Source organism: Myxococcales bacterium (genome assembly GCA_016716835.1).
Lineage (GTDB): Bacteria > Myxococcota_A > Polyangia > Haliangiales > Haliangiaceae > JADJUW01.
The window spans coordinates 144,568-166,674 of record JADJUW010000003.1; the positions used below are offsets into that span (position 1 = coordinate 144,568).

Genomic DNA, 22,107 nt, shown 5'->3' on the forward strand with positions numbered 1-22,107 from the left:
AAGCTAGGGCGATGGCCCTATAGTCCGCGCCACGATGGCGGCGTTAGGGAAGACTTTCAAAGTGGCGGTCACGTATGGAGCGCTTGCCGCGGCGCTAGGCTGCAGCGCCGGATGTGATGACGGCGCGCCCGGTCCGGTCGCCTATTTCGCCACCGAGGCCGCCGATCACGCGACGCCCGCAACGTTTTGGAACGCGCCATTCCCCGCGGCGTGGCGCATGACCGAAGCGGGCACGCCTGACCTCACAGGGTATCCGCTAGGTGGCTCCGACGCATTGGCAAATCTGGCGCAAAACGTGAGCGCCCTGCGCGGCGTGCCGGTCATCGCCAATGTGTATTTTCGCTTGCAGGCGATGCCGACGGCGGACGCGCTGGCGACGCAAAATGAGCTCTCGCCGGTGATGACCACGACGGCCGCGCCGATCGTCTTTATCAATGTCGATGCCGCCTCGCCCGAGTTGGGGCGCGTCGTGCCAAGCGTGGCGATGGTCTTGCCGCGCGACAACTTTGCGCCCGATTTCGTGTTGGCGGTGGCGCCGGCCCCCGGCATCGTCCTGCTTGCCGACACCACCTATGCGGTGGCGGTGCTCCGATCCATTGGCGGCCTCGACGCGGCCGCGTCGTTTCGCAAGCCGCCGCCGGCGATCGCGGACGCCTTGGCGCCGCTGTGGCCGGCGCTTGCGGCCAAACAGATCGATCGCGGCGACGTCGTCGTCGCCACCGTATTTAAGACAGGCGATGTGGTGGGCGAATTGGCGGCGCAACACGCGCACGTGCGCCAACATTTTACGGCAGAAATCCTCTCGCTTGAGGTCGCCGCCGATGGCGCGGGTCACGACGGCATCTGCGAATTGGTCGGTATGGTGCGGCTGCCGCAGTTTCAAAATGGCACGCCGCCGTTCTCGAGCGAAGGGGACGTCGCCCTCGACGCCGCGGGCATGCCGATACAAACCGGCACCCAGGACGCGCCCTTTACGCTTACCTTGCCCAAGCAAACCATGCCCGAGGCGGGCTGGCCGCTGCAGCATTTTATGCACGGCTCGGGCAGCCGCAGCACCGCGGTGATCGATGCGGGGCCCTCGCTAACCGCCGATGGCGAGCCGGTGGCGGGCAAGGGCCCAAGTTATGTGGTGGGGCTGCACGGCATGGCGGCGCTTGGCACGGCGCTGCCGCTGAATCCCGAGCGCTTGCCAGGCGCCAGCGACTATGAATATCTGAATCTGTCGAATCTCGCGGCCATGCCGAGCGTGTTTGCGCAAGGGGTGTTTGAGCAGGGCCTCTTGCTCGACGCGATCGTGGCGTTGCAATTGTCCCCGAAGCTCGTGGCCGCTTGTGACGGCGTGGCCTTGCCACTTGGCGTGACGACCCACGGCTTTGACGCTGCGCACCTAACGGCGGGTGGGCAGTCGATGGGTGGCGTTTACACCAACATGCTCGCCGCGGTCGACGAGCGCATCGTCGCGATCGTGCCAACCGGGGCCGGTGGTTTGTGGCATAAGATGGCGCTGCAGTCGCAAGAAATTCCCGGCGGCCGCGCGTTGCTCGCCAACGTCATTCGCACCCAGCCGGAGTTCTTGTCGTTCTTGCATCCCGCCATGGGCCTGTTGGCGCTGAGTTGGGCCCGGGTCGAGCCGATGGCCTACATGGCGCGGGTGGCCTACGATCCGCTGCCGCAAATGCCGGTGCGCCACATCTTTGAGCCCGTGGGTTATGACGATTCGTTTTTTTCGCCAGATATCTACGATGCCGCGGCGCTGGCCTACGGCAATCAGCTCGCCGGCACGCCGGTGTGGGACAGCATGACCGCGGCGCTCGCCTTGGCTGGCCTTGATGACGTTGCCGCCCTGCCATTGTCCGGCAATCGGACAAATCGCCGAGGCGAAGCCTATACCGGCGTCGTGGTGCAGTACACCAGCGATGGCCTGCTCGATGCCCATTATATCTGGCGCCAACGCGCCGACCTCAAGGCGCAGTATGGGGCGTTTTTGGCTGCGGCAGGGCAGCCAACCCCTGCGGTGCCCGCCCCTTAGTTCGCCATGTAAATCACTTATGTTCGCCGGAGGTGCAGGCCACCTGGCGCCGTCCCGACAAGAAGGTGTTGAGCTTGCCGGAACAATTGTTTAGCGTGCCCCGGTGCCCCACAACCTCACCACCCCAGTCGCGTGCATCGCGGCCATCCTGCCTGGCCTCTTGCTAGCGTGCACCGAGGCGCCCTCGGGCGCGACCTTGGAACGCACCGCGCAGGCCATTACCGGCGGCGTCGAGGTAAATAGCTCGGAATTCCCTGCGGTGGTCTTGGTGCGCCTGCTCGACGTCTCCCAGATGTGCACCGGCACGCTGATCGCGCCGGACGTCGTGCTGACGGCGGGTCATTGCTTTGACGACTACCTCTCCAACAACGTCGAGGTGCGCGTCGGCGTTACAAACTCGGCGGTCAGCGGCGGCGACACCTTTGAGATCGACCATTGGGTGGTTCACCCAAATTATCAACTAACCAGCTTTTCGATCGCGCATGACGTGGCGTTGGTGTTTTTAACAACACCCGTGCCAGGCGTCACGCCCGTCGCGCTTGCCCGCGCGGCGGAACTGGCTACCCCGGCCGAGACTGGCACCATGGTCGGCTATGGCCGACCCAACATCGAAGGCACCTCGGGGGTGCTGCGCGCCGCCTACGACCGTCCCATCGCAACCTGCGATCGGGTTGAAGAAATCATCGCCGAGGTGACGGGCGGCGCGGTGGCGAGTTATGCCGAGGCGAGCTTTGTGTGTTGGGAGCGGCTCGAAGGCATTGGCAAGTGTCGCGGCGATAGCGGCGGGCCAACCCTCGTCGACGTCGCCGGCGCCCTGACGATCATTGGCGTTGCCTCGCAAAGCGACGCGACGTGCGAGTACTACAGCATTGATGCCGAGGTGGCCTCCGAGCTCGCCTTCATCGATGGCGAGTTGGCGGCGTGGCAGTGCGATGCCGATGGCGTGTGCAATGGCTTCTGCGAAGATTTTGACCTGCCGGCCGACGCCGATTGCACCGGCCAACCGTGCCAAGGCAATGGCTGCCCGACCGATCCAGGCGTGGAACCGGGCGACGACGCAGCGGGATGCGCCGTCGGCGGCGAGCAGGCCGCGGATGGCTGGGCCTTTGGTTGGTTGCTGTCGTTTGCGCTTGTGATGGTGCTCGCGCGCCGACGCCGCGATCAAAGACACGGCTAGCAGGGGCTGGCAACGCCGCGCCGACCGCGGTAGCGTCGCCGCATGGCTCATCGTCGGAAAAATATATTGCCGTGGCTGGGCGCCAGCGCGTTCGCGTTGCTCGCGGCAAGCTGCGCCAAGCGCGAAGGAACACCAATGGCCAACACCCCCTCATCAGCAGGTACCGCGGCCGCGTCTTCGAGCGCGGTTCTCACGGTATGGAACTATCCCGCCACGCGACAGGTCGACGCCAGCGACACGCTGCACGGCGTGGTGGTACCCGACCCGTATCGTTGGCTCGAAGATCCCAGCGTGCCGGAGGTCAAGACGTGGACGCAGCAGCAAGATGAGTTCGCGCGCCAGCATCTAGCCGGCCTGCCCGAACGCGACGCCTTCGCGGCGCGCCTGACGGAGCTGTTTTACTACGACAGCATCTCGGCGCCAGTGCATCGCAAGGGCAGGTACTTCTTTTGGCGCAAGTCCGCCAAGCTCGAGAAGTCGCGCCTGCTGTGGAAACAGGGCGCCTTTGGCGAGGAGCAGGTGCTGCTCGATCCCAATGGCTGGAGCACCGATGGCTCGGTGGGGCTCAAGGCCGTGAAGGCGTCCTATGATGGCAAGCTGCTCGCCTATCAGGTGAGCGAAAACAATTCAGATGAGTCGACGACCCACCTTGTGGAGGTCGCTTCCGGCCGCAAGCTGCCGGATGTGATTGCCGGCACAAAATACGCCAACATCTCATGGCGGCCCGATGGCAAAGGATTTTACTACACGTGGCTGCCGCCGGTTGGTGGCGCGGTGACGGTGGCAAATCGCCCTGGCTTTGCCGAGCTGCGCTATCACGTGCTCGGCGCCGACCCTGCGCGCGATGAGGTGGTGCGCCCTGCAACCGGCGATGCCGCGACCTTTCTCAGCGGCGGCATTTCGCACGATGGCAAGTGGCTCATCGCGACGGTTTCGCACGGGTGGAATTCCACCGATGTCTACGTGCGCGACGCGAAAAAAGCGGGTGCGCCATGGCAGACGCTGGTGGCCGGAACACCGCATAACTACGACGTCGTCGCATGGCGCGATGCCTTTTATGTTCAAACGAACGACGGCGCGCCGCGCTTTCGCATCTTCAAGGTCCGGCCTGGGCACCTCGCGCGCGAGCAGTGGCAAGAGCTTGTACCACAGGGCGAGGCGACGCTCGAGAGCATGCGGATCGTCGGTGGGCATCTGGCCTTGACGTACTTGCGGAAGGCCGCGAGCGATGTCGAGGTACGCACCTTAGAAGGTGCCGTGGTGCGCAAGGTGGCGCTGCCGGGCATTGGCACCACGGACGGCCTTACCGGCAACCCCGACGAAGACGAGGCGTATTTTAGCTTTACGTCGTTTACCGAGCCCAACGTTATTTTCAAGACCTCAGTGAAATCCGGCGCGACCAACGAATGGGCGCGCGTAAGTTTGCCCGTCGAGCTCGGCGATGTGGTGGCGGAGCAAGTGAGCTACCCATCCAAGGATGGCACGCTAATTACGATGTTTCTTATCCATCGCCGCGATGCCAAGCGCGATGGCACCACGCCGACCATTTTGTATGGGTACGTCGGCTTTAGCGTCAGCCTGACGCCGGAGTTTTCAGGCGCCCGCATCGCGTGGCTCGAAAAAGGCGGCATGCTCGCAATTCCGAACCTGCGCGGCGGCGGCGAGTACGGCGAGGAATGGCACAAGGCCGGCATGTTGCTGCAAAAGCAAAACGTCTTTGACGATTTCATTTGGGCGGCGAAATATCTGATCGCCGAAAAATGGACGTCGCCACGCCATCTCGGCATTCAAGGCGGCTCCAATGGCGGGCTGCTGGTTGGCGCGGCCATGGTGCAGGCACCCGAGCTCTTTAACGCCGTGGTGTGCGCGGTGCCCTTGCTCGATATGGTCCGCTATCACCTGTTCGGCTCGGGCAAGACCTGGGTGCCCGAGTACGGCAGCGTCGAGGATGCGGCGCAATTTGCTGCGATCGTGGCTTACTCGCCGTACACCAACGTGCGCCAAGGCGCCAAGTATCCCGCGCTGCTGATGGACGCCGCCGATAGCGACGATCGCGTCGACCCGATGCACGCACGCAAATTTATTGCGGCCGTGCAGGCAGCCTCTACCTCGAATGCGCCGGCCATCTTGCGCGTCGAGGCCAACTCGGGCCATGGTGGCGCTGATATGGTGAAGTCAAAGGTTGAGCGCAGCGCCGATACGCTTGCATTTTTTTGGAGCCAGCTTGCGCCGCGCTAAACAGAAACGCATTGGGTGGGGATCTTGGGGTGTACGGCTTCGCGAGCCTCGTTACATCCAGACGGATGCGCCCCGGCATCGCTGCAGGCGTGCACCCCAATTTCCGCCACTCACTGCGTTCTGTTCTCCGCTCTTTTGGATCTTAGACTATGCGTTTCTGGTTAGGTATGTGGTGCTCGCGGCGTTGGTCGCGGCAAGCCTCGGTGCAGGCTGTGACAAAAAGCGGGTGCGGCGCGGCTACGAGGCGCCTACCGAGGGAGAGATGTTTACGGTGCTGCAGGGGTTGCAAGGGCGGGCACAATCGTTTCGCGCCGAGACGGTGATGGACTATTGGCTGGGCGATGACCGCCAAAAAGGCACCGTCAAGATCATGGCCGAGCGCGGCAAAAAAATGCGCATCAACGCGCTTAACCCTGCCGGCGACAGCCCGGCGATGGATTTTGCCTGCGATGGCACAAATTTTCAGATGGTCGACTTCATCAAGGACTGCCAGCTAACCGGTCCGTGCGACGCCACGTCGGTCGAGCAATTTTTCCGCATCGCGATTGAGCCCGATGCGTTTATTGACGTCGCGACCGGTGGCGCGCCGATTCTGGGCGAGGTGGCGGATGCCACCGCGGTTTCGCCGTGGGATGGCAAGCAGGGCGCCGAACGGCTTGAATTGACATCACCAACCACCAAGCAAACGGTATGGCTTGGCGGCCGGGCGCATGGCTGGGCGGTCGTGCGCACCGAGGTCAGTGACGCCGCAGGCAAGCTGCAATGGCGGCTCGACAACAAAGACTTCTCGAAGCTGACGGCGGGTTCGCAAACGTTTTATGTCCCCGCCAAGAGCTGGTTTCGCGCGCCGAGTGAAAAGTCTGATCTCCTGATTCAATGGGAGAGCCGCCAGGTGAACGTGGAAATTCCCGACGACAAGTTCACGTTCGAGATCCCCGACGTGCCCATGTGCGGCACCGCAGCCGGGCCGTCGACCCCTGCGAAATGACTTGAGGAATTGGCTTGTCTAAGCGGCCGCCGCAACGTTAGCGTGGGGCGTGGCTGGCGACCTTCTTACCGTTGACGGGCTGGTAACCGAATTTCGCACCGATCGCGGCACGGTGCGCGCGGTAGACGACGTGTCATTTTCGCTGCAGGCGGGCCAGACGCTCGGCATCGTCGGCGAGTCGGGCTGCGGTAAGTCGGTCACCGCGCTCTCGATCATGCGCCTGGTGGCCAATCCGCCGGGGCGGGTCGCGGCGGGCAAAATCATGTATGGCCAGGGCGCGGCGGCCAAGGACATCTTGGCGCTGCCTGAGCACGAAATGCAGGGCCTGCGCGGCAACCGCATCGCGATGATTTTTCAAGAGCCCATGACGGCGCTTAACCCCGTGATCACGGTTGGCGAGCAGGTGGCCGAATCGGTGCGCCTGCACCAAAAACTTGGGCGTAAAGCGGCCATGGAGCGCGCCATCGAGATGCTGCAAAAAGTCGGCATCCCGGCACCCCGTGAGCGGGCGCGGCAATACCCGCACGAGCTATCTGGCGGCATGCGGCAACGGGTGATGATCGCGATGGCGCTGGCGTGCAAGCCAGATATCTTGATTGCCGACGAACCGACCACCGCGCTCGACGTAACGATCCAAGCGCAGATTCTCGAGCTGCTGCGTTCGCTGCAGGCGGAGCTAGGGATGAGCATCATGCTGATTACGCATGACCTTGGCGTGGTGGCAGAAACCTGCGAGCGCGTCATCGTCATGTATGCCGGCCGCGTCGTCGAGACCGCGCCGGCGGCGGCGTTATTCGCGGCGCCGCACCATCACTATACGGCGGGCCTCGTGCGCAGCGTGCCGCGCTATAGCGCTGATGGCAGCGCCGGTACCGCGCACAAAGGCCGCTTGCAAGAAATCGTCGGCATGGTGCCGCCGCTATGGGATCTGCCGGTCGGCTGCAAATTTGCCGATCGTTGCCCGGCCGTGCAAGAGGTGTGTCGGGTGGGGGAACCTGCCCTCGTGGCTATCGGCGTCGAGCGCACGGTGAGGTGTCACTTTCCCGCCAACGTCACGAGTTCCGCCGCCGGCCCCACCGCCGAGCGCACCGACGCAGGAGTCCCATCATGAGCCAAGCCGTCGACACCCCGCCGCCGTCTGCCGAGGCGCTGGTCAGCATGGTCGATCTCAAGATGCATTTTCCCGCCCAAGTGGCGTGGAAGCCCGCCGAGACGCCAGGCGCGCTGGGGTGGGTAAAGCGCCAATTTTCGCGCCGCGCCGCCAAGGTGTTTGCGGTCGACGGCGTCACCCTCTCGATCATGCCCGGGGAGACGCTTGGGCTCGTTGGCGAATCAGGTTGCGGCAAATCAACGTTGGGCCGCGCGGTGGTGCGGCTGCTGGCGCCAACCGCCGGCACGCTGCAGTTTGCCGGTCGCGACATCACGCGCGCCTCCGCGGCGGAGCTGCGGCCTTTGCGCCGCGAGATGCAAATCGTATTTCAAGATCCGTATGCCTCGCTCAATCCGCGGATGACGGTGGGTGACGCCATCGGCGAGCCGCTGCTCATTCATGGCGTTGTGCCCGGCGCCAAGGCGCGGCGCGAAAAAGTTGTCGAGCTGCTGACCAAGGTGGGGCTGCGTCCGGACGCGGCGAGTCGGTATCCACACGAGTTTTCGGGTGGTCAACGCCAACGCATTGGCATCGCCCGCGCGCTAGCGCTGGGCCCCAAGTTTATCGTCTGCGATGAGCCCATCTCGGCGCTGGATGTCTCGATTCAGGCGCAGATCGTCAACCTTTTGGTCGACCTGCAGCGCAGCGAGCATCTGACGTATTTGTTCATCTCGCATGATCTCAAGATTGTGCAGCACATCTCCGATCGCGTCGCGGTGATGTATCTCGGCCGCATCGTCGAGCTCGCCGACGCCAAGGCGCTCTATGGCGCGCCACTGCACCCCTATACGCAGGCCCTGCTGTCGGCGGTGCCAGTTATTGATGTGGCTAGCAAGCGTCAGCGCGTGGTGCTGGGTGGCGACGTGCCGAGTCCCTTGGCGCCACCGCCTGGATGCCCGTTCCACCCGCGATGCCAGGTGCCGAACAAGCCGCCCGAGTGCTACAATGTAGTACCTCCGCTGCGGCTCATTGAGGGCAAACACGCGGTCGCTTGTCACGTCGCGCGCTAATGCCGTGAGGTGATTTAGGCTAAAATAGCTAAGTGAGCGTCCGTATTTACGTCATTGACGATGAGGTGGCGAGCCTCGACGCGCTCAAGGATTTGCTCGCAGAGGCGCTGGCGAGCGCCAACATCAGCCACGTCTTGCGCGCATTTACCGACGGCGAGGCGGGCCTAGCCGCCGCGGCCGAGGAACCGCCGCACATCGTTATCACTGACTTGCTGATGCCGCGCTTCGATGGCTTTCGCGTTTGCAAGGGGCTGCGCGCGATGTCGAGCGGTGCCGAGATCGAGCTGTTCGCGGTGTCCGGCATTTACCGTACCAATGCGGTGCGCGAAAAGGTAAACCGAGATTATCAGGCATCATTTTTTGCCAAGCCGGCCGAGCTGCGTGAGCTGACCAAGGCCGTGCTTGAGGCGGCGACTCGCTTTCATGGTGTGGCGAGTCGCGGCGCTGCCGGGGGCGCCAGCGGCTCCAAGCCGGCGTCCGCCTCACCGGCCGTGATGCATGCGATGCAGCCGCCCACCATGGTAGGGCGCGCCTCGCCGGCGGTGATCGCCGCCGCCGCCGCCGCCGCGCGCTCGACCAAGGACAAAGACGTGAGCTCGGGCGATCTTTCGGATCGCGGCCTGCCGAGCATCTTACTCGATCTCTCGGACCGCAAGGCCACCGGCAGGTTGTCGCTGCGGCGGGGCGCGCAAGTCAAGAGCATCGATCTTTCGGGCGGGCAGATCGTCGCGATTCACTCCTCGTCGCGGGAGGAGACGCTTGGCCAGTTCTTGCTCGACCGCAACGTCATCAACGAGACGCAATACAAAAAGACGCTCGCCGACATCGCCAAGACGCAGCGGCGCGCCGGTGAGGTGTTGGTCGCGCTCGGCATCCTTAGCCTCGAGCAGCTGACCGACCAGCTCCTACAACAATTGCATTTCAAGCTGGCCCAGGTTATGCGCTGGCCGCAGGCACAATGGCGCTTTGACGCCAATGCCCCGGTCGACGATGGCGATGGCATGCGCGTTGGCTTGGCGGGCGCGGTGATGCGCGCCTTGCGCGACACGGCCAGCGGCGTGCTGGAACGCATGTCGCAAAAAGCCAACGTCGCCTGCGACATCAATGAACGCGGGCGAAGCCTCTTGTCTGAAATCGGCGGCACGTTTGGCTTTGCGCTCGCCGATGCCTTGGCCAAGCCGTTCGTGATTGGCGAGGTGCTTGCCAAGCGTGGCGAGCCAGGCGCGCAGGCGATCGATGCCTTGGTCATGGTCGATGGCTTGCAAGTGGCGCAGCCGCTGGAGCTGATGGCCTTGCGCTCGCTTGCCGCCAGCGCCGGACGCACGCGCGCGCATAGTGATCCGCCGCTGATGGTGGCGTCGCCGCAGGCGTTTAATCCGCCGAGCAGCGTCCCAGGGCGCACGTTGCCCAAGATAACCGCGCCCAACGATGCGGTCGACAAGGGCTGGGAAGACAACCAGTCCACGCTTAATGTCCGCCTGGGCAGCGAAGAGGCCGGCGTCATCCATGCGGAGCCCACCGCCAAGCGTTCGGCGCTGGCCGACGAACAAATGCGGCGCGAGCTGCACGAAGAGGTGCGCCGCACCGCGGGCCTGGACTTTTTTCATGTCGTGGAATTGCCGTGGAACGCCAGCCAAGACGAGCTGGTGGCCGCGCTGGCAACCAAGCGCAAGCAGTTTTCGCGGCTGCGCTATCGCGCGGTGCCACTTGGTGCTGATCAAGGCAAGCTCGATACGCTGGTGCGCATTTATGACCGCGCGGAGCAGGTCTTGCTCGATCCGCGCATGCGCGAGCAATACATCGGCAAGCTCAGCCAGAGCACGTTTTCGCCCGAGAAGCCCTCGGTCGCTGCCGAGCAAATCTATCGCGACGCCATCGCGCTGATAGGTCGCAGGCAGTGGCCGGCGGCCATCGAGAAGTTGACCGAGGCGATCGCGCTGGCGCCGGTCGAGGCGGACTATCATGCCGAGCTCGGACATGCCTATTTTGAAGCGGGCGGCGAGTCGAGCGCCGCGGCGGCCTTGGCGCGGCCGCACCTCGAGCAGGCGCTCTCGATCGCGCCGGATCACGCGCGGGCCCATGCCTGGCTGGGGCGCATGTTGCAGGTCATCGGTGGCGATTTACTGGTTTCGATTTTTCACTTTGAGCGCTCGCTGACTATTGCGCCGACGTTTCATCCCGCCGCGACGTGGCTTGCGCATGCCATCGTCTCGCAGTTTGAAAAAACGTCGATCCCGCTGCGGCTGACCGCGTTGGCGGGCCAGCTGGCGGTCGGCGCGCCTGTGTCGGCCGCCGAGGTGTGGGCGGCGCTGGGTTCATGGCAGCTCGATGTTGGCATGGATGTCGATGGTGCGCGGGCCTCATTTACCTCGGCGCTGACGCTCGTGCCCAACCATGGCATGGCGCAGGCGCTGATCGCGCAGATCGAGAAAGAGGGTGGGGCAGGGTTTGTCGCCACCTGGCGCGAGGCGCGCGAGACGTGGGCCGCACAAGGGTTTGCCGCTGCCACCGCCAAGCGCCTGGTCGCGGTCGCCGCCTCGCATGAGCAACACGATGCCACTTTTCTTGCCGCGGCCGCGGCCTCGGTGGTCGGCAATGACGAGGCCGACGTGGGGGCCGCCTTGCAGCGGCTGCGCCCGAAATACATTATCCGCGCCAATGCGGAGCTCGGGGAGTCGCACGTACGGCGCCTGGCACACGGCGACGACACGCTGCAGCTAGATGAGTTGATGAACCTGCTCGCGCCAGTGGTCGAGGCCTTGGCGCCGCTAACCCCCAAAGATCTCGGCATCGCGGGCTCGGAGCCAGCCACCGAGCAGGGCCTATCCGCCAACTTGCTGCGCGTGCGCGATTACGTCGCCGGCTGGATGGGCGCCGGGGCGATGCCAATATTTATCGTGCCGTCGCTCGGACGCGAGATTATCATGGCTGGACTGCATCGACCGGCCTTGCTGGTTGGGCCGGCTTCAAACAGCGACGAGGCCGATCGATATGAGCTGGTCTTTCGCTTTGCGCGCGCGCTTTCGTACCGCTCGCCGGCGCGGCACGTGGGGGGATCGCGCAGCGGTCGCGTGTTGCGCGAGGCGCTGATCGCCGCCCTGCTGATCGGCGAACCCTCGCTCATCGACGCGCTTGGCGTGACGCCGCAGCGGGCGCAGGTGTTGGCGACGGCCATGGGCGTGCTCGCGCCGGCCTTGCAGCGAGATGCCGGCAACCTCGCGACGCGCCTGATCGCTCAGAACGAAACCCTCAACATGTCGGCTTGGTCGAAATCGCTCAGCCACACCGCCAACCGCATTGGCGTCATCGCCTGCGGCGACCTCCACGTCGCCAAGGCCGTGGTGCCGGCGGCTGAGTTGCCGGATTTGTTGCAGTTTTGGCTGTCTCCAGAACACCTGGCGTTGCGCGCCGAACTCGGCCTGAGCATTGATGGCTAAACAGAAACGCATTGAGTGGGTATCTTGCGGTGTACGGCTTCGCGAGCCTCGTTACATCCAGACGGATGCGCCTCGGCATCGCTGCAGGCGTGCACCGCAATCTCCTCCACCCACTGCGTTCTGTTCTCCGCCCTTTGGGTCTTAGATTGTGCGTTTTTGGCTACGATGTGGCGGGCCGTGAGTATGCTAGGGTTGGTGCGATGACGGTCCCCGGCCCAGACGCACCGAGCCCCGAGGCGCCGCGAGATGGCTCGTCGCCGCTGCCGCGAGACGTCGTGCGGGACCAGGCGTTTGACCTCGGGTACGCGCTGCGCAAGAACCGCTGGGGTGCGGGTGCACTTGCCCTTGCGCTCGTCGCGCTCCTGGTCGCCATCATCGTGCAGCCGGGCATTTGGCAGTCGCCTGATTGGCGCTACGTCGCGCCGCCCGCGGCGCTGGCGGTGTTGGCCGGCATGGCGGCCATCTTGCGGCGCGAGCCGCGTTGGCAATTTGCGGTTGCCGCGTTCGCCGTTGCCGGCAGCGCCATGGTGCTCGGCTGGGTACTAATTGTGGTCGGGATCCTGCTTGGTTTTTTTATCGCCCTAGCCATACTTCACGAGGTGTTCTAGCTATGACCGCATCAAGCCGCCCCGGAACCGACACGGAAGAAGCCAAGTTCATCTACGACTGGAATGCGGCGGAAAAACACGCGTCGCTGTCACCGCGCCATACCATTTCATTTCTCGACGAAACCCTGCGCGACGGCATTCAGTCGCCCTCGGTGGTCGATCCCAGCATCGACGACAAGGTGCGCTTTGTCGAGCTGACCGCGGCGCTCGGCATCGACTTTATGGACATCGGCCTACCCGGCGCGGGCCGACGCGCGGTCGAAGATTGCACGGTGATCGCCCAGCATATCAAAGATGCCAAGCTCGCGGTGAGGCCGGCCTGCGCCGCGCGCACCCACGCCAACGACATTCAGGCCGTCATCGACATCTCGCAGGCGGTGGGCATCGAGATCGAGGTCTTGTGCTTCATCGGCTCGTCGCCAATTCGCCAGTATGCGGAAAATTGGGATGTTGAGCGCATGCTCAAGCTTTCGGCCGATGCCATCGATTTGGCGCGGCGCTACAACCTGCCGGTTGGCTATGTCACCGAGGACACCACGCGGTCGCGGCCCGACGTGCTCGGGAAGCTGTTCACCAATGCGGTCGAACATGGCGCGTCGCGCTTGGTGGTATGTGACACCGTCGGCCACGCCACGCCCGACGGCATCAAGAATTTGCTCAAGTTCACGCAAAATTTACTCGATGGCATGGGCCGCAGCGACGTCGGCATCGACTGGCACGGCCATAACGACCGCGGCCTCGGTGTGGTCAATACGATTTTTGCGATTGAGTACGGCGCGAGCCGCGTCCATGGCACTGCGCTTGGCATCGGCGAGCGCGTTGGCAATGCCGCGCTCGATCAGGTGCTGCTCAACCTCAAGCTGCTCGGGGAGCTGCCGGAACACGATCTCTCCAAGTTGCTGCTTTGGTGCAAGCTGGCGTCGACGGCGACCCATGTGCCGATCCACCCGCAATATCCACTGGCCGGCGCCGACGCCTTTCGCACCGCCACCGGCGTCCATGCCGCCGCCATCATCAAGGCCGAAACCAAGGGCGACGCGTGGTTGGCCGACCGCATCTATTCCGGCGTGCCCGCCGGGCTTTTTGGCAAAGAACAAGAAATTGAAATCGGCCACTATTCCGGCGAATCCAACGTCGTGTATTGGCTCAAAAAGCGCGGCTTCGCGGCGACACCGGCGCTCGTTGCCACGGTCTTAGCCGAGGCCAAGCGCGGCAACCGCGTGCTCACCAACGACGAAGTCCTCGCGCTCGTTAAGGCGTAGCCGCGGGCCAACGCTCCTCAGTTCTTCCGCGCAAAGTCGGCGAGAAACTGCACCAGCGTAGCTACGGTTTCGAGCGGCATGGCGTTGTAGATGCTGGCGCGCATGCCACCGGCTGAGCGATGGCCTGCGAGATACACAAATCCGGCGGCGGTCGCCTCCGCGAGAAGCTTGGCGTCGAGCTCGGGCGTGGCGCAACGAAACGTCACGTTCATTTGTGAGCGGCTGCCAGCTTCGGCGTGGCCGGTGTAAAACGGCGTGGCATCGATGAAGCTGTAGAGCAACGACGACTTTTGCTGCGCGCGCGCCTGCAAGCCGACAACCCCGCCTTGCTCGGCGATCCACGTCAGCATCTCGTACATCACGTAGATGGCAAACGTCGGCGGCGTGTTGGGCATCGAGCCCTGTTCGTCAAACGTGCGGTATTGCAACATGGCCGGCAGGTCGCGGCGGCCGGTGGCAATAAAATCGCGCTTGGCAATGACCAAGGTAACGCCGGCGATGCCGAGGTTTTTTTGCGCGCAGGCATAGACCATGGCGTGCTCGGCGACCCGCGGCGGCCGGCTAAACATATCGCTCGAGATATCTGCTACCAAGGGGACATCACTTGGCACGGTGGGCGGCGCCTGCCACTGCGTGCCGTAGATGGTGTTGTTGGTGCAGTAGTGCAAATACACCGGGTTCGCCGAGGTGGTCACCTGCGCCGGGATGCGCACGTGCCGCACGTCTTCACTGGAGCAGGCGACATGCGTTTGGCCGATCGCCACCGCGTCGTAGTAGGCCTTTTTGGACCAGTGGCCGGTAACGCAATAATCAGCGGTTCGTCCGGGCACGAGGAAGTTAAGCGGCACGCCGTAAAACTGCAGCGAGCCGCCGCCCGGCATAAACATCACCGCATAGTCACTGGGCACGTCGGCGAGCCGGCGCACGAGGCCTTCCGTTTCGCGCAGCAGGCCCTCGAAGGCGGCGCCTCGGTGCGAATGCTCGGCGATGCCGATGCCGGTGCCGCGAAAATCGCGAAACGAAACGGCGACGCGATCAGCGACGACCGCGGGCAGGGATGACGGGCCGGCCGAAAAGTTATAGTGCGGCATACGCAGCTATATTATAGCCCCAGCGGCGGCCTACGGCGTGCGGTAAAACACGGTAATTGCCACGCAGTGGAACTGCTGATCGCTCGATTGCGTCACCACCACGTCGACGGGCTTAACTTCGGGATGTTGCCTAAGCCAATCAGTGACGCGCTCGCCGAGCTGCTCGCGCTCGGCCATCATGGTCGCCGAGAACACGCGGACGCCGTTGAACTGAACGTCGTTTGTCAGGGTTACTTTGCCGGTCGCGCTAGAAGTGCCCATGCTAGGCATATAGCACGGCGCGCCGACCTGCGCTATTGGAGCGCCGTGGCGCGCGCCAAAGCGACTGCAATCGGCCCCGCAGTTTCGGCGCGCAAAATATGCGGCGAGATGGCATGGCTGACAAAGCCCGCCGCGTGGAGCTGCGCGTACTCTTGTGGCGAAAACCCGCCCTCGGGGCCGACGGCAATGGCGAGCGTGGCGGCTGCGCTGATCGCGGCGTTGGTCGCCGCCGTGGGCCATGGCGTGCCCGTAGGGTCGGTGGCGCACTTGAACGCATCCGTGGGTAACTTGCCGATGGCCTCGGCGAGCTCGAACGGACCGTCGATGGTGGGCAGATACGCCCGCTCACTTTGGCGCGCGGCCGCGAGCACTTGCGCCGCCCATCGCCCGTGCCGGGCCGCCGACTTGTCCGCGGCCATCTTGACGACGGCGCGCTCGGCGTTGACGAGCAAGATATCATCGGCGCCGGTTTCCACCAGCTTCTCAAGGCAGACGTCCATGCGATCGCCCTTGATCAGGCTTTGCAGCACGACAAGGCGCGGCCGCAGCGCGGGCGTGTGGCGTGGCAGCGCGACGCGCAGCTCCGCCTGGGTTGGCGCGATGGCCACCATGGTGGCGGCGGCGACCAGGCCGCCACCGTCAAAAAGCTCGCAGGCATCGCCGACGCGGCTGCGGCGCGCCAGCATGAGATAGCGCAGCTCTTCGCCTTGCAGAACGACTTTTGTGTCCGGTTCACGGACATCAGACAAAGTTGAAAAAAATACGCGCAGCATAAGCCTAGGGTTATGCCGCGCGCCGCAGCACGACCGCCGTCCATTGCGGATCTTCGCTATCGGGGCGAGAGGCGTCGACGACAAAGCCGGCCGCGACGAATTGCTCGGTGACGCCCGCGGCCTGGGTCGAGAGCAGGCCCGACATGATCAGCCAGCCGCCGGGGGCGACCTTGGCGACGAGCTCGTCCTTCAGCGCCAGCAGCACGTGCGCCTGGATGTTGGCGAGCACTAGCGGAAATTGTTCGCCAATGGCGGGCAGGGCGTCGATCGACGACACGATGAGCGCCGCGGCGTCATTGACCGCGACGTTATCGCGGCAGGCGTCCACCGCGATCGGATCGTTGTCGATGGCCAGCGCCGTGGCGCCGGGCCACAGCTTCACCGCGGCAATCGATAAAATGCCCGAGCCGGCGCCGACGTCGAGCACGCGGGTTGGCGCAACGCCCGCCGCGGCGAGGCGCTCGATTTCTTGCATCACCAGCCGCGTCGAGGCATGGGTCCCGGTGCCAAACGCCATGCCCGGATCGAGCTTGATGACGATGTCGTTCGCGGTCGGATTAAACGGCTCCCAGCTCGGCTGGATCACCATCCGCTGGCCGATGCGCGTGACATGAAAATGCTTCTTCCACGCGTCGCGCCATTCTTCTTCGGGGCCCGAGCGCTCAAGGCGCACTGCCGCGGGGTCGACGTCCATGCCGAGCGCCGCGATATCGGTCAGCGCGGCGCGCACGCCGGCGACGATGTGCTCGGCCTCCTGCGTCGGCGCCCAAAAAACGATTTCGTCGCCACGCAGCTGCACGCCATACTTGGTCTCGGCGCAGCTATCGACCATGATCGCCGCGACGTCGTCGATCAGATCGACATCGACGGGAATGACAACTTCGATCCATTCCATGCCGCTAGGCTTACCTCAAGTTGAGCGCCCCTGGGCCCGCCGCTTGGCAAAATGGCGGCGAGGGTGGGTCCCCTTTGTGGTTGCTGGGGCCGTTCGCGGACGTGAGTGCCGCCTGACAACTTAACTATCCACGGGCGTGGTGGCTTAAGTATCCTGGCGCGTAACGTGGACGTTACGTTTTCGGATGCGGGTGAGGCTTTAAAAATTATGAGTTTGAGTCACCTCGGCGCGAGCGAAGATCACGTCTGCGGCCGCGTAACCGCGGAGGTGCCTCGCGCGGCGTGCCTGCATGGCACGCTGCATGCACAGCGCAGCGTCATGAAGCGAAAAACCTATTTGCCTATTTTATCAACCCTCCTTATGTCAGGCCTAACCGTAGCTGCCATCCCTGGCTGTCTTAGCCAGGATGCCCAGGACGAGATCGATGGCGCGGACCTCGACAAGGGCATTCCCAAGATCGAGATCATTCGCAACGCGAGCGGCCAGTATCGCTTTAACGTCAAGGCCAACAACGGCGAGGTCGTCCTCCGCTCGCAAAGCTATCAAACGCTTGCCGGCGCGACCAACGGCGTCGAATCGGTCAAGACCAATGGCGCCGACCTCGAGCAGTATGTGTTGCTGCAAACCACCAACGGTAAGTGGTATTTCAACCTGCGTGCAGGCAACAACAAGATCATCGCCACCAGCGAGATCTACAGCAGCAAGTCGAACGCCAAGCGGGGCATGAAGACGGCTGCGGCGATCTTGGCGTGGGTTGATGGTCCCGAAATTTTCACCTCCATGCAGCCGCGCTTTGTCACGTTTAAGGCGCTGGATGGCAAGTACTACACGCAACTCGTCGGCGCCTACGGCGACGTCATGTTGCGCTCCAAGGCGTACGCCACCAAGGCCTCGGCCAACAATGCCATCGACAAGCTCTATGAAGTGGGCGTCGATTCTTCGGCATTTGTGGCGCAAGAGGCGCAAAACGGTCAAACCTACTTCGTGGTCAAAGATGGTTCGTCCGTGCTGGCGTACGGCCAACCTTTTAGCAGCTACCAAGATCTCAACGCGGGCAAGGAGGCGGCCAACGCGCTGCTGCGCCAGCTGACGCCTGCGCCCAAGGTGGTTTGCACCTTGACCCGGCGCGCCGGCGTCCCCGTGCAATACGAAGAAGACGGGGAGATCTTCACCGCCGCCGAGGCCGGCCCAGCCTCGCAAGACGTCCTCATGCTAATGACCGAGGAGGGGGCCGAACCGCAAGAAGGCGTTCAGGCTTACCTGGGCAAATATTGGATTTCGCTGCGCCGCTACGAGGACTTGATCTACGTCATGTTCTCAGAAAGTGAAATCGTCGCCGACGAAACCGGCGATTTGGAGTGCAACGATGCCCCAGCGAACGTTGAAGATGATCGGATTTTCTGCAAAGAACCCATCATCATCGATGCAAATCTCGGCGTGCCTGACATGGACGACTCCAACGACGTTCACGCCTTCGATTTTTCGTGCCAGTATCGTTAGGCGCGCGGCTTTGCTAGTCGGCTAATTCAGGCAACATATAGGCGTACGGATGAAGCATCTTCTTCATCGCGGATGGCATCATGCGCTTGATCAGCGGCATGGCTTGCATTAGCGGCCCATGGCTCGGGACGTAATTCTTAATGCCAGCGACGCGTCCGTCAGGCATTTGATCAATCGTGATCGATCCGGAACCGCCATCTTCAAGCGTGTGCTCGCGGCGGATTTCTTGGCCGTTTTTACGGATCACGTGGACGCTATAGGTCACGCCGGGCGCAATCTGCCGCGAGAATCTGGTGTTCTCGTAACTGCCATCGCCCGCAGGGTCGGTCACTTGGCGGCTGATTTTAGTGGTGAGTGTCTTGTTGCCTTGCTGCACCGCCTTTGACGTCTCGGTTCGAACCAGCCAGACGGCGCCATCTGATGATATGAAACGTTTTTTTGTCGTCGAGAGTGCGACCGACGCTCCCTTTGGCGTTTTGAAATTGTGAGTGGTCGTCGTGTCAGCATCTTGCTTGGTGCTTTCGCGTTGCCAAATGCGCTCCGAGGCATTCGCTGCCTGCTTTTTTGAGCTTTGCGCTGCCGGCGCCCCCGTTGGCCGCCTCGAGGCCTCCGCTGGGGCAAACAGACCGCAAGAGGCGAGGGCTAAACAGGCGAATAGTTTGGATGTGTTTTGCATGCAAAATAAGACTGCATTATCCGTGCCGGGCTGACATATTTTCTTCAGCAGGCCAATGGACTGCGCGGGCTCCGGTTGACGGCCTGGGCTCATTGGCAGCGAGCAAGCGCCAGAAGACCCCATAGCAACGGCGCTAGCCACTTGTCCGGTCTCGCCTAACCTACGGCCGCGTTCGCCGCGGCTAGGTATAGGACTTGCACCAGGTCTGTAGATGAAGACCAAGCCCGCGCGAAGGCATAACTATCCGCTGAGCCTCGGGGTGGGCGCCAGCCTATGCTTGGCGGTTGGATGTCTTGCCGACTCACCTGAGCCAGTGACCGACGACGACGACACGACCGACGAAACCTATATCCCGCTCGCCGACGATGCCAAGGCAGGCGCTCCGTTGGTGTTCACAGGCACTTGCGAGCCCGGTGTCGATATCTCGATCGCCGCGGTGGGCGACGTCTTGCTGCACGGGCCCCTGCAAGTGCAAGCGGTTGGCCATGAGGCGCGATTTGCTAGCCTTTGGCAACCCATCGCAGACTTGCTAACGATCGCGGATATCACCTATGCAAATTTGGAGGGACCGACCGCGGTGGGCGTGCGGGCGACGGGCCGCAATGCCACAGACCCGGGCTTCGTCTTCGACAACGCCATTTACACCAGCTATCCGCAATTTAACTATCATCCCTACCTGCTCGCCGATCTGCAGGGGTCGGGCGTCGACGTCGTCTCAACCGCCAATAATCACTCGCTCGATCGGCGCGAGCTTGGCGTCGATCGCACCATCGACGCGCTGCACGCGGTGGGCCTGCCCTACACCGGTACGCGCAAGACCACGGATGGGGCGTGGCACACCGTGACCTCGGCCAAGGGGATCAATATTGCCTGGCTCGCGTGTACCTATGGCACCAACGGCATCCCGGATCGCGATCAAAAGGTATTGCACTGCTGGGACGATGAGGCCGAGGTCTTGGCGCTCATTGGCGAACTGGCCGCTGATCCCGCGATCGATTTGGTGGCGGTGACGCCGCACTGGGGCGACGAGTACAATGCCAACCCTAACACCGCGCAAAAACGCTTGGCCAAAAAGTTCGCCGACGCTGGCGCGTCGATCATCTTCGGCTCGCACCCACATGTTACGCAGCCCTGGGCCAAGCTCATCGCTGCCGACGGCCGCGAGGTGTTTGTTATCTATTCCCTAGGAAATTTTGTCTCGGGGCAAACCGCCTTGGCGCGCAAGTCGACCTTGCTGGCCTACGTGGGCATCCACAAATCCGCGATGGGCACCGTGGTTACCGGCGTCAAGTACGTGCCCCTCTACATGAATAAAAAGGAGGGCGTGCGCGCGCTCGAGGCCATCGACCGCGGCAACTCGTCTCCTGACAGTCGCACCCTTACCACGTCGATGTACGGGCTGGCCAACCTGCTAGATCCCGAGGATGCAGCCCTCGGGGCCTTAGGCCTTCAAACGCCGTGTCCCGCGCCGTAGGGCGGCGGCCACCGGCGGCACGCTATTCTAAATCGTCGTCTTTGCCGCGCGGCACTAAGTCGTATTTGCGCAGCAGCTCGCGCAAGTGCTTGCGGTCGATCTGAGCCTCGCGCGCCGCGGCCGACAAGTTACCGGCATGGCGGCGAAATAGGTCTTCGATGTATTCGCGCTCGAAGTGCTCGACGAGTTGGCCCTTGGCCTCTTTGAACGGCAGGTCGGTGCGGATGCCGACCCCGGCTCCGCCGCCCTGGGCGACGCCTTGGTTTAACACCTCGTCATCGACATGGATGGTGGGGCCACGCGCCAGCAAACACGCGCGCTCGATGGCGTTGCGCAGCTCGCGCACGTTGCCCGGCCAATTGTGGCGCTTGAGCTTGGCCATGTCTTCGGGTGCGACCCCCAGGCCCGGGCGGATCTGCTGGATAAAATGGTTGATGATGAGCTCGATGTCGGCGCCGCGGTCGCGCAGCGGCGGCACGCCCACCTTAACCACCGCGAGCCGGTAATAGAGGTCTTCGCGAAACTGCTTCTTCATGACCTCGGCGCGCAGGTCGCGATTGGTCGCCGCGACGACGCGCACGTCGATTTTCTCGTAGGTGCTGGCGCCGACTTTTTTGACCTGGCGCTTGTCGAGCGCGCGCAGCAAGGAAGGCTGCATGTCGATCGCCATCTCGCCGATTTCGTCGAGAAAGATCGTGCCGCCGTTGGCCTCTAAGAAGGCGCCCTTGCGATCGGCAATCGCCCCGGTAAACGAGCCCTTGATGTGGCCAAAGAGCATGCTCTCGATGAGTTCGCGCGGCACCGAGCCGCAGTCGAACACCACAAAGGGGCCATTCTTCCGCGACGAGTGATTGTGGATCTCCTCGGCAATAAGCTCTTTGCCGGTGCCGGTCTCACCTTCGATTAGCACGGTGGCGTTGGTCGGCGCGATGTCTTCGAGCAGGCCAAACATCTGGCGCATCTTGGTCTCGCCGCCGACGATCGAGCCAAACGACTGCTTGGCCGAAGGCTCAGGCTTGACCGCCTCTTCGACCGGCAGAAATTTGATCACGGTCTTGCCGAGCTTGATCTCGGCACCAAAGCCGATAGCGATCTTTTCTATGCGCGAGCCGCTGAGAAAGCTGCCGTTGCTCGAGCCGCAATCGGTGACAATGACTTCTTCGTTCACCATCTCGGCGGTGAGGTGGCGGCGCGACACGGTTTCATCGCTGAGCACGAGCTCGCACTCCGAGGACTTGCCAATGGTCACCGGCGAGTCCCCGAGCTGAATCTGATCGCCGCGATCGGGGCCCTTGATGACCAAAAACACGCCGCCCTTGTGTTGGCGCGTAAACGTCATGTCGCCGTCTAAAATGACGGAGGTCGCTTCGGTTCGCTCGATTGACATAGGCTCCTGGTCTCAGCATCTTAGCGTTGCCCGGTTTAGCGTGTCCATGACGCCGGGCGGCGATAGTGGCCGGTGCGCACCGAATCTCGGCGTTCGCGTCGTGGTCAGCGTGCCACGTCGGCGCTGCACCGATTGTCCTACATCGGCAACG

Annotated in this window: 17 protein-coding genes; 11 read left to right on the forward strand and 6 right to left on the reverse strand. The window is 63.3% G+C overall.

Annotated features, from left to right (window positions below):
- Nucleotides 1–34 precede the first annotated feature (34 nt).
- From IPL79_19375 to IPL79_19415, 9 genes are all read left to right on the forward strand, one after another.
- A complete protein-coding gene (locus IPL79_19375) occupies nt 35–2,029 on the forward strand; it encodes a hypothetical protein (protein MBK9073136.1) in 1,995 nt (664 codons plus the stop codon).
- A 103-nt stretch (nt 2,030–2,132) separates the two neighbouring features.
- Nucleotides 2,133–3,206, forward strand: coding sequence for a trypsin-like serine protease (locus IPL79_19380; protein ID MBK9073137.1), 1,074 nt, complete (start codon nt 2,133–2,135; stop codon nt 3,204–3,206).
- Nucleotides 3,207–3,341: 135 nt separating this feature from the next.
- Nucleotides 3,342–5,444, forward strand: coding sequence for a S9 family peptidase (locus tag IPL79_19385; protein ID MBK9073138.1), 2,103 nt, complete (start codon nt 3,342–3,344; stop codon nt 5,442–5,444).
- Between the two features lie 172 nt (nt 5,445–5,616).
- Entirely contained in the window at nt 5,617–6,432 is an 816-nt protein-coding gene (locus IPL79_19390) for a DUF4292 domain-containing protein (GenBank protein MBK9073139.1), read from the forward strand.
- Nucleotides 6,433–6,481: 49 nt separating this feature from the next.
- Entirely contained in the window at nt 6,482–7,543 is a 1,062-nt protein-coding gene (locus IPL79_19395) for an ABC transporter ATP-binding protein (GenBank protein MBK9073140.1), read from the forward strand.
- 62 nt (nt 7,544–7,605) lie between these two features.
- Complete coding sequence (locus IPL79_19400) at nt 7,606–8,592, forward strand: ATP-binding cassette domain-containing protein (protein MBK9073141.1); 987 nt, start codon at nt 7,606–7,608, stop codon at nt 8,590–8,592.
- Nucleotides 8,593–8,624: 32 nt separating this feature from the next.
- Nucleotides 8,625–12,029 carry a response regulator gene (locus IPL79_19405; GenBank protein MBK9073142.1) on the forward strand — a complete coding sequence of 1,135 codons (3,405 nt, stop codon included), beginning with the start codon at nt 8,625–8,627 and terminating at the stop codon, nt 12,027–12,029.
- 200 nt (nt 12,030–12,229) lie between these two features.
- On the forward strand, nt 12,230–12,637 hold the full coding sequence (locus IPL79_19410; protein MBK9073143.1) for a hypothetical protein: 408 nt from the start codon (nt 12,230–12,232) through the stop codon (nt 12,635–12,637).
- Between the two features lie 2 nt (nt 12,638–12,639).
- On the forward strand, nt 12,640–13,899 hold the full coding sequence (locus IPL79_19415) for a 2-isopropylmalate synthase (GenBank protein MBK9073144.1): 1,260 nt from the start codon (nt 12,640–12,642) through the stop codon (nt 13,897–13,899).
- Between the two features lie 17 nt (nt 13,900–13,916).
- Here the strand turns inward: IPL79_19415 and serC are convergent, their stop codons facing one another.
- Genes serC through IPL79_19435 form a run of 4 tightly spaced genes read right to left on the reverse strand, consistent with a single transcriptional unit; the run spans nt 13,917 to nt 16,919 of the window.
- On the reverse strand, nt 13,917–14,990 hold the full coding sequence (gene serC, locus IPL79_19420; GenBank protein ID MBK9073145.1) for a 3-phosphoserine/phosphohydroxythreonine transaminase: 1,074 nt from the start codon (nt 14,988–14,990) through the stop codon (nt 13,917–13,919).
- A gap of 30 nt (nt 14,991–15,020) precedes the next feature.
- A complete protein-coding gene (locus IPL79_19425; GenBank protein MBK9073146.1) occupies nt 15,021–15,251 on the reverse strand; it encodes a hypothetical protein in 231 nt (76 codons plus the stop codon).
- 32 nt (nt 15,252–15,283) lie between these two features.
- The gene (locus IPL79_19430; protein ID MBK9073147.1) at nt 15,284–16,024 is read right to left on the reverse strand and encodes a 16S rRNA (uracil(1498)-N(3))-methyltransferase; all 741 of its coding nucleotides are present in this window, start codon (nt 16,022–16,024) and stop codon (nt 15,284–15,286) included.
- A gap of 10 nt (nt 16,025–16,034) precedes the next feature.
- The gene (locus IPL79_19435; protein MBK9073148.1) at nt 16,035–16,919 is read right to left on the reverse strand and encodes a 50S ribosomal protein L11 methyltransferase; all 885 of its coding nucleotides are present in this window, start codon (nt 16,917–16,919) and stop codon (nt 16,035–16,037) included.
- 207 nt (nt 16,920–17,126) lie between these two features.
- Here IPL79_19435 and IPL79_19440 point away from each other — a divergent pair, with 207 nt between their 5' ends.
- On the forward strand, nt 17,127–18,419 hold the full coding sequence (locus IPL79_19440; protein ID MBK9073149.1) for a DUF1508 domain-containing protein: 1,293 nt from the start codon (nt 17,127–17,129) through the stop codon (nt 18,417–18,419).
- Between the two features lie 13 nt (nt 18,420–18,432).
- Here IPL79_19440 and IPL79_19445 read toward each other — a convergent pair whose 3' ends face one another.
- Nucleotides 18,433–19,188, reverse strand: coding sequence for a hypothetical protein (locus IPL79_19445; protein ID MBK9073150.1), 756 nt, complete (start codon nt 19,186–19,188; stop codon nt 18,433–18,435).
- A gap of 118 nt (nt 19,189–19,306) precedes the next feature.
- Between IPL79_19445 and IPL79_19450 the strand changes: the two genes are divergently transcribed.
- Nucleotides 19,307–20,569, forward strand: coding sequence for a CapA family protein (locus IPL79_19450; protein MBK9073151.1), 1,263 nt, complete (start codon nt 19,307–19,309; stop codon nt 20,567–20,569).
- A gap of 22 nt (nt 20,570–20,591) precedes the next feature.
- On the opposite strand, the gene IPL79_19455 is transcribed toward IPL79_19450, so the two are convergent.
- Nucleotides 20,592–21,956 carry a sigma 54-dependent Fis family transcriptional regulator gene (locus IPL79_19455; GenBank protein ID MBK9073152.1) on the reverse strand — a complete coding sequence of 455 codons (1,365 nt, stop codon included), beginning with the start codon at nt 21,954–21,956 and terminating at the stop codon, nt 20,592–20,594.
- Nucleotides 21,957–22,107: the final 151 nt, after the last annotated feature.

Excerpts from the sequence above, each read along its gene's own strand:
- IPL79_19375 (MBK9073136.1), top strand. The coding sequence starts at position 35 with ATGGCGGCGTTAGGGAAGACTTTCAAAGTGGCGGTCACGTATGGAGCG.
- IPL79_19385 (MBK9073138.1), top strand. The coding sequence starts at position 3,342 with ATGGCCAACACCCCCTCATCAGCAGGTACCGCGGCCGCGTCTTCGAGC.
- IPL79_19400 (MBK9073141.1), top strand. The coding sequence starts at position 7,606 with ATGCATTTTCCCGCCCAAGTGGCGTGGAAGCCCGCCGAGACGCCAGGC.
- IPL79_19410 (MBK9073143.1), top strand. The coding sequence starts at position 12,230 with ATGACGGTCCCCGGCCCAGACGCACCGAGCCCCGAGGCGCCGCGAGAT.
- IPL79_19415 (MBK9073144.1), top strand. The coding sequence starts at position 12,640 with ATGACCGCATCAAGCCGCCCCGGAACCGACACGGAAGAAGCCAAGTTC.
- serC (MBK9073145.1), bottom strand. The coding sequence starts at position 14,990 with ATGCCGCACTATAACTTTTCGGCCGGCCCGTCATCCCTGCCCGCGGTC.
- IPL79_19425 (MBK9073146.1), bottom strand. The coding sequence starts at position 15,251 with ATGGGCACTTCTAGCGCGACCGGCAAAGTAACCCTGACAAACGACGTT.
- IPL79_19430 (MBK9073147.1), bottom strand. The coding sequence starts at position 16,024 with ATGCTGCGCGTATTTTTTTCAACTTTGTCTGATGTCCGTGAACCGGAC.
- IPL79_19435 (MBK9073148.1), bottom strand. The coding sequence starts at position 16,919 with ATGGAATGGATCGAAGTTGTCATTCCCGTCGATGTCGATCTGATCGAC.
- IPL79_19440 (MBK9073149.1), top strand. The coding sequence starts at position 17,127 with ATGAGTTTGAGTCACCTCGGCGCGAGCGAAGATCACGTCTGCGGCCGC.
- IPL79_19445 (MBK9073150.1), bottom strand. The coding sequence starts at position 19,188 with ATGAGCCCAGGCCGTCAACCGGAGCCCGCGCAGTCCATTGGCCTGCTG.
- IPL79_19450 (MBK9073151.1), top strand. The coding sequence starts at position 19,307 with ATGAAGACCAAGCCCGCGCGAAGGCATAACTATCCGCTGAGCCTCGGG.
- IPL79_19455 (MBK9073152.1), bottom strand. The coding sequence starts at position 21,956 with ATGTCAATCGAGCGAACCGAAGCGACCTCCGTCATTTTAGACGGCGAC.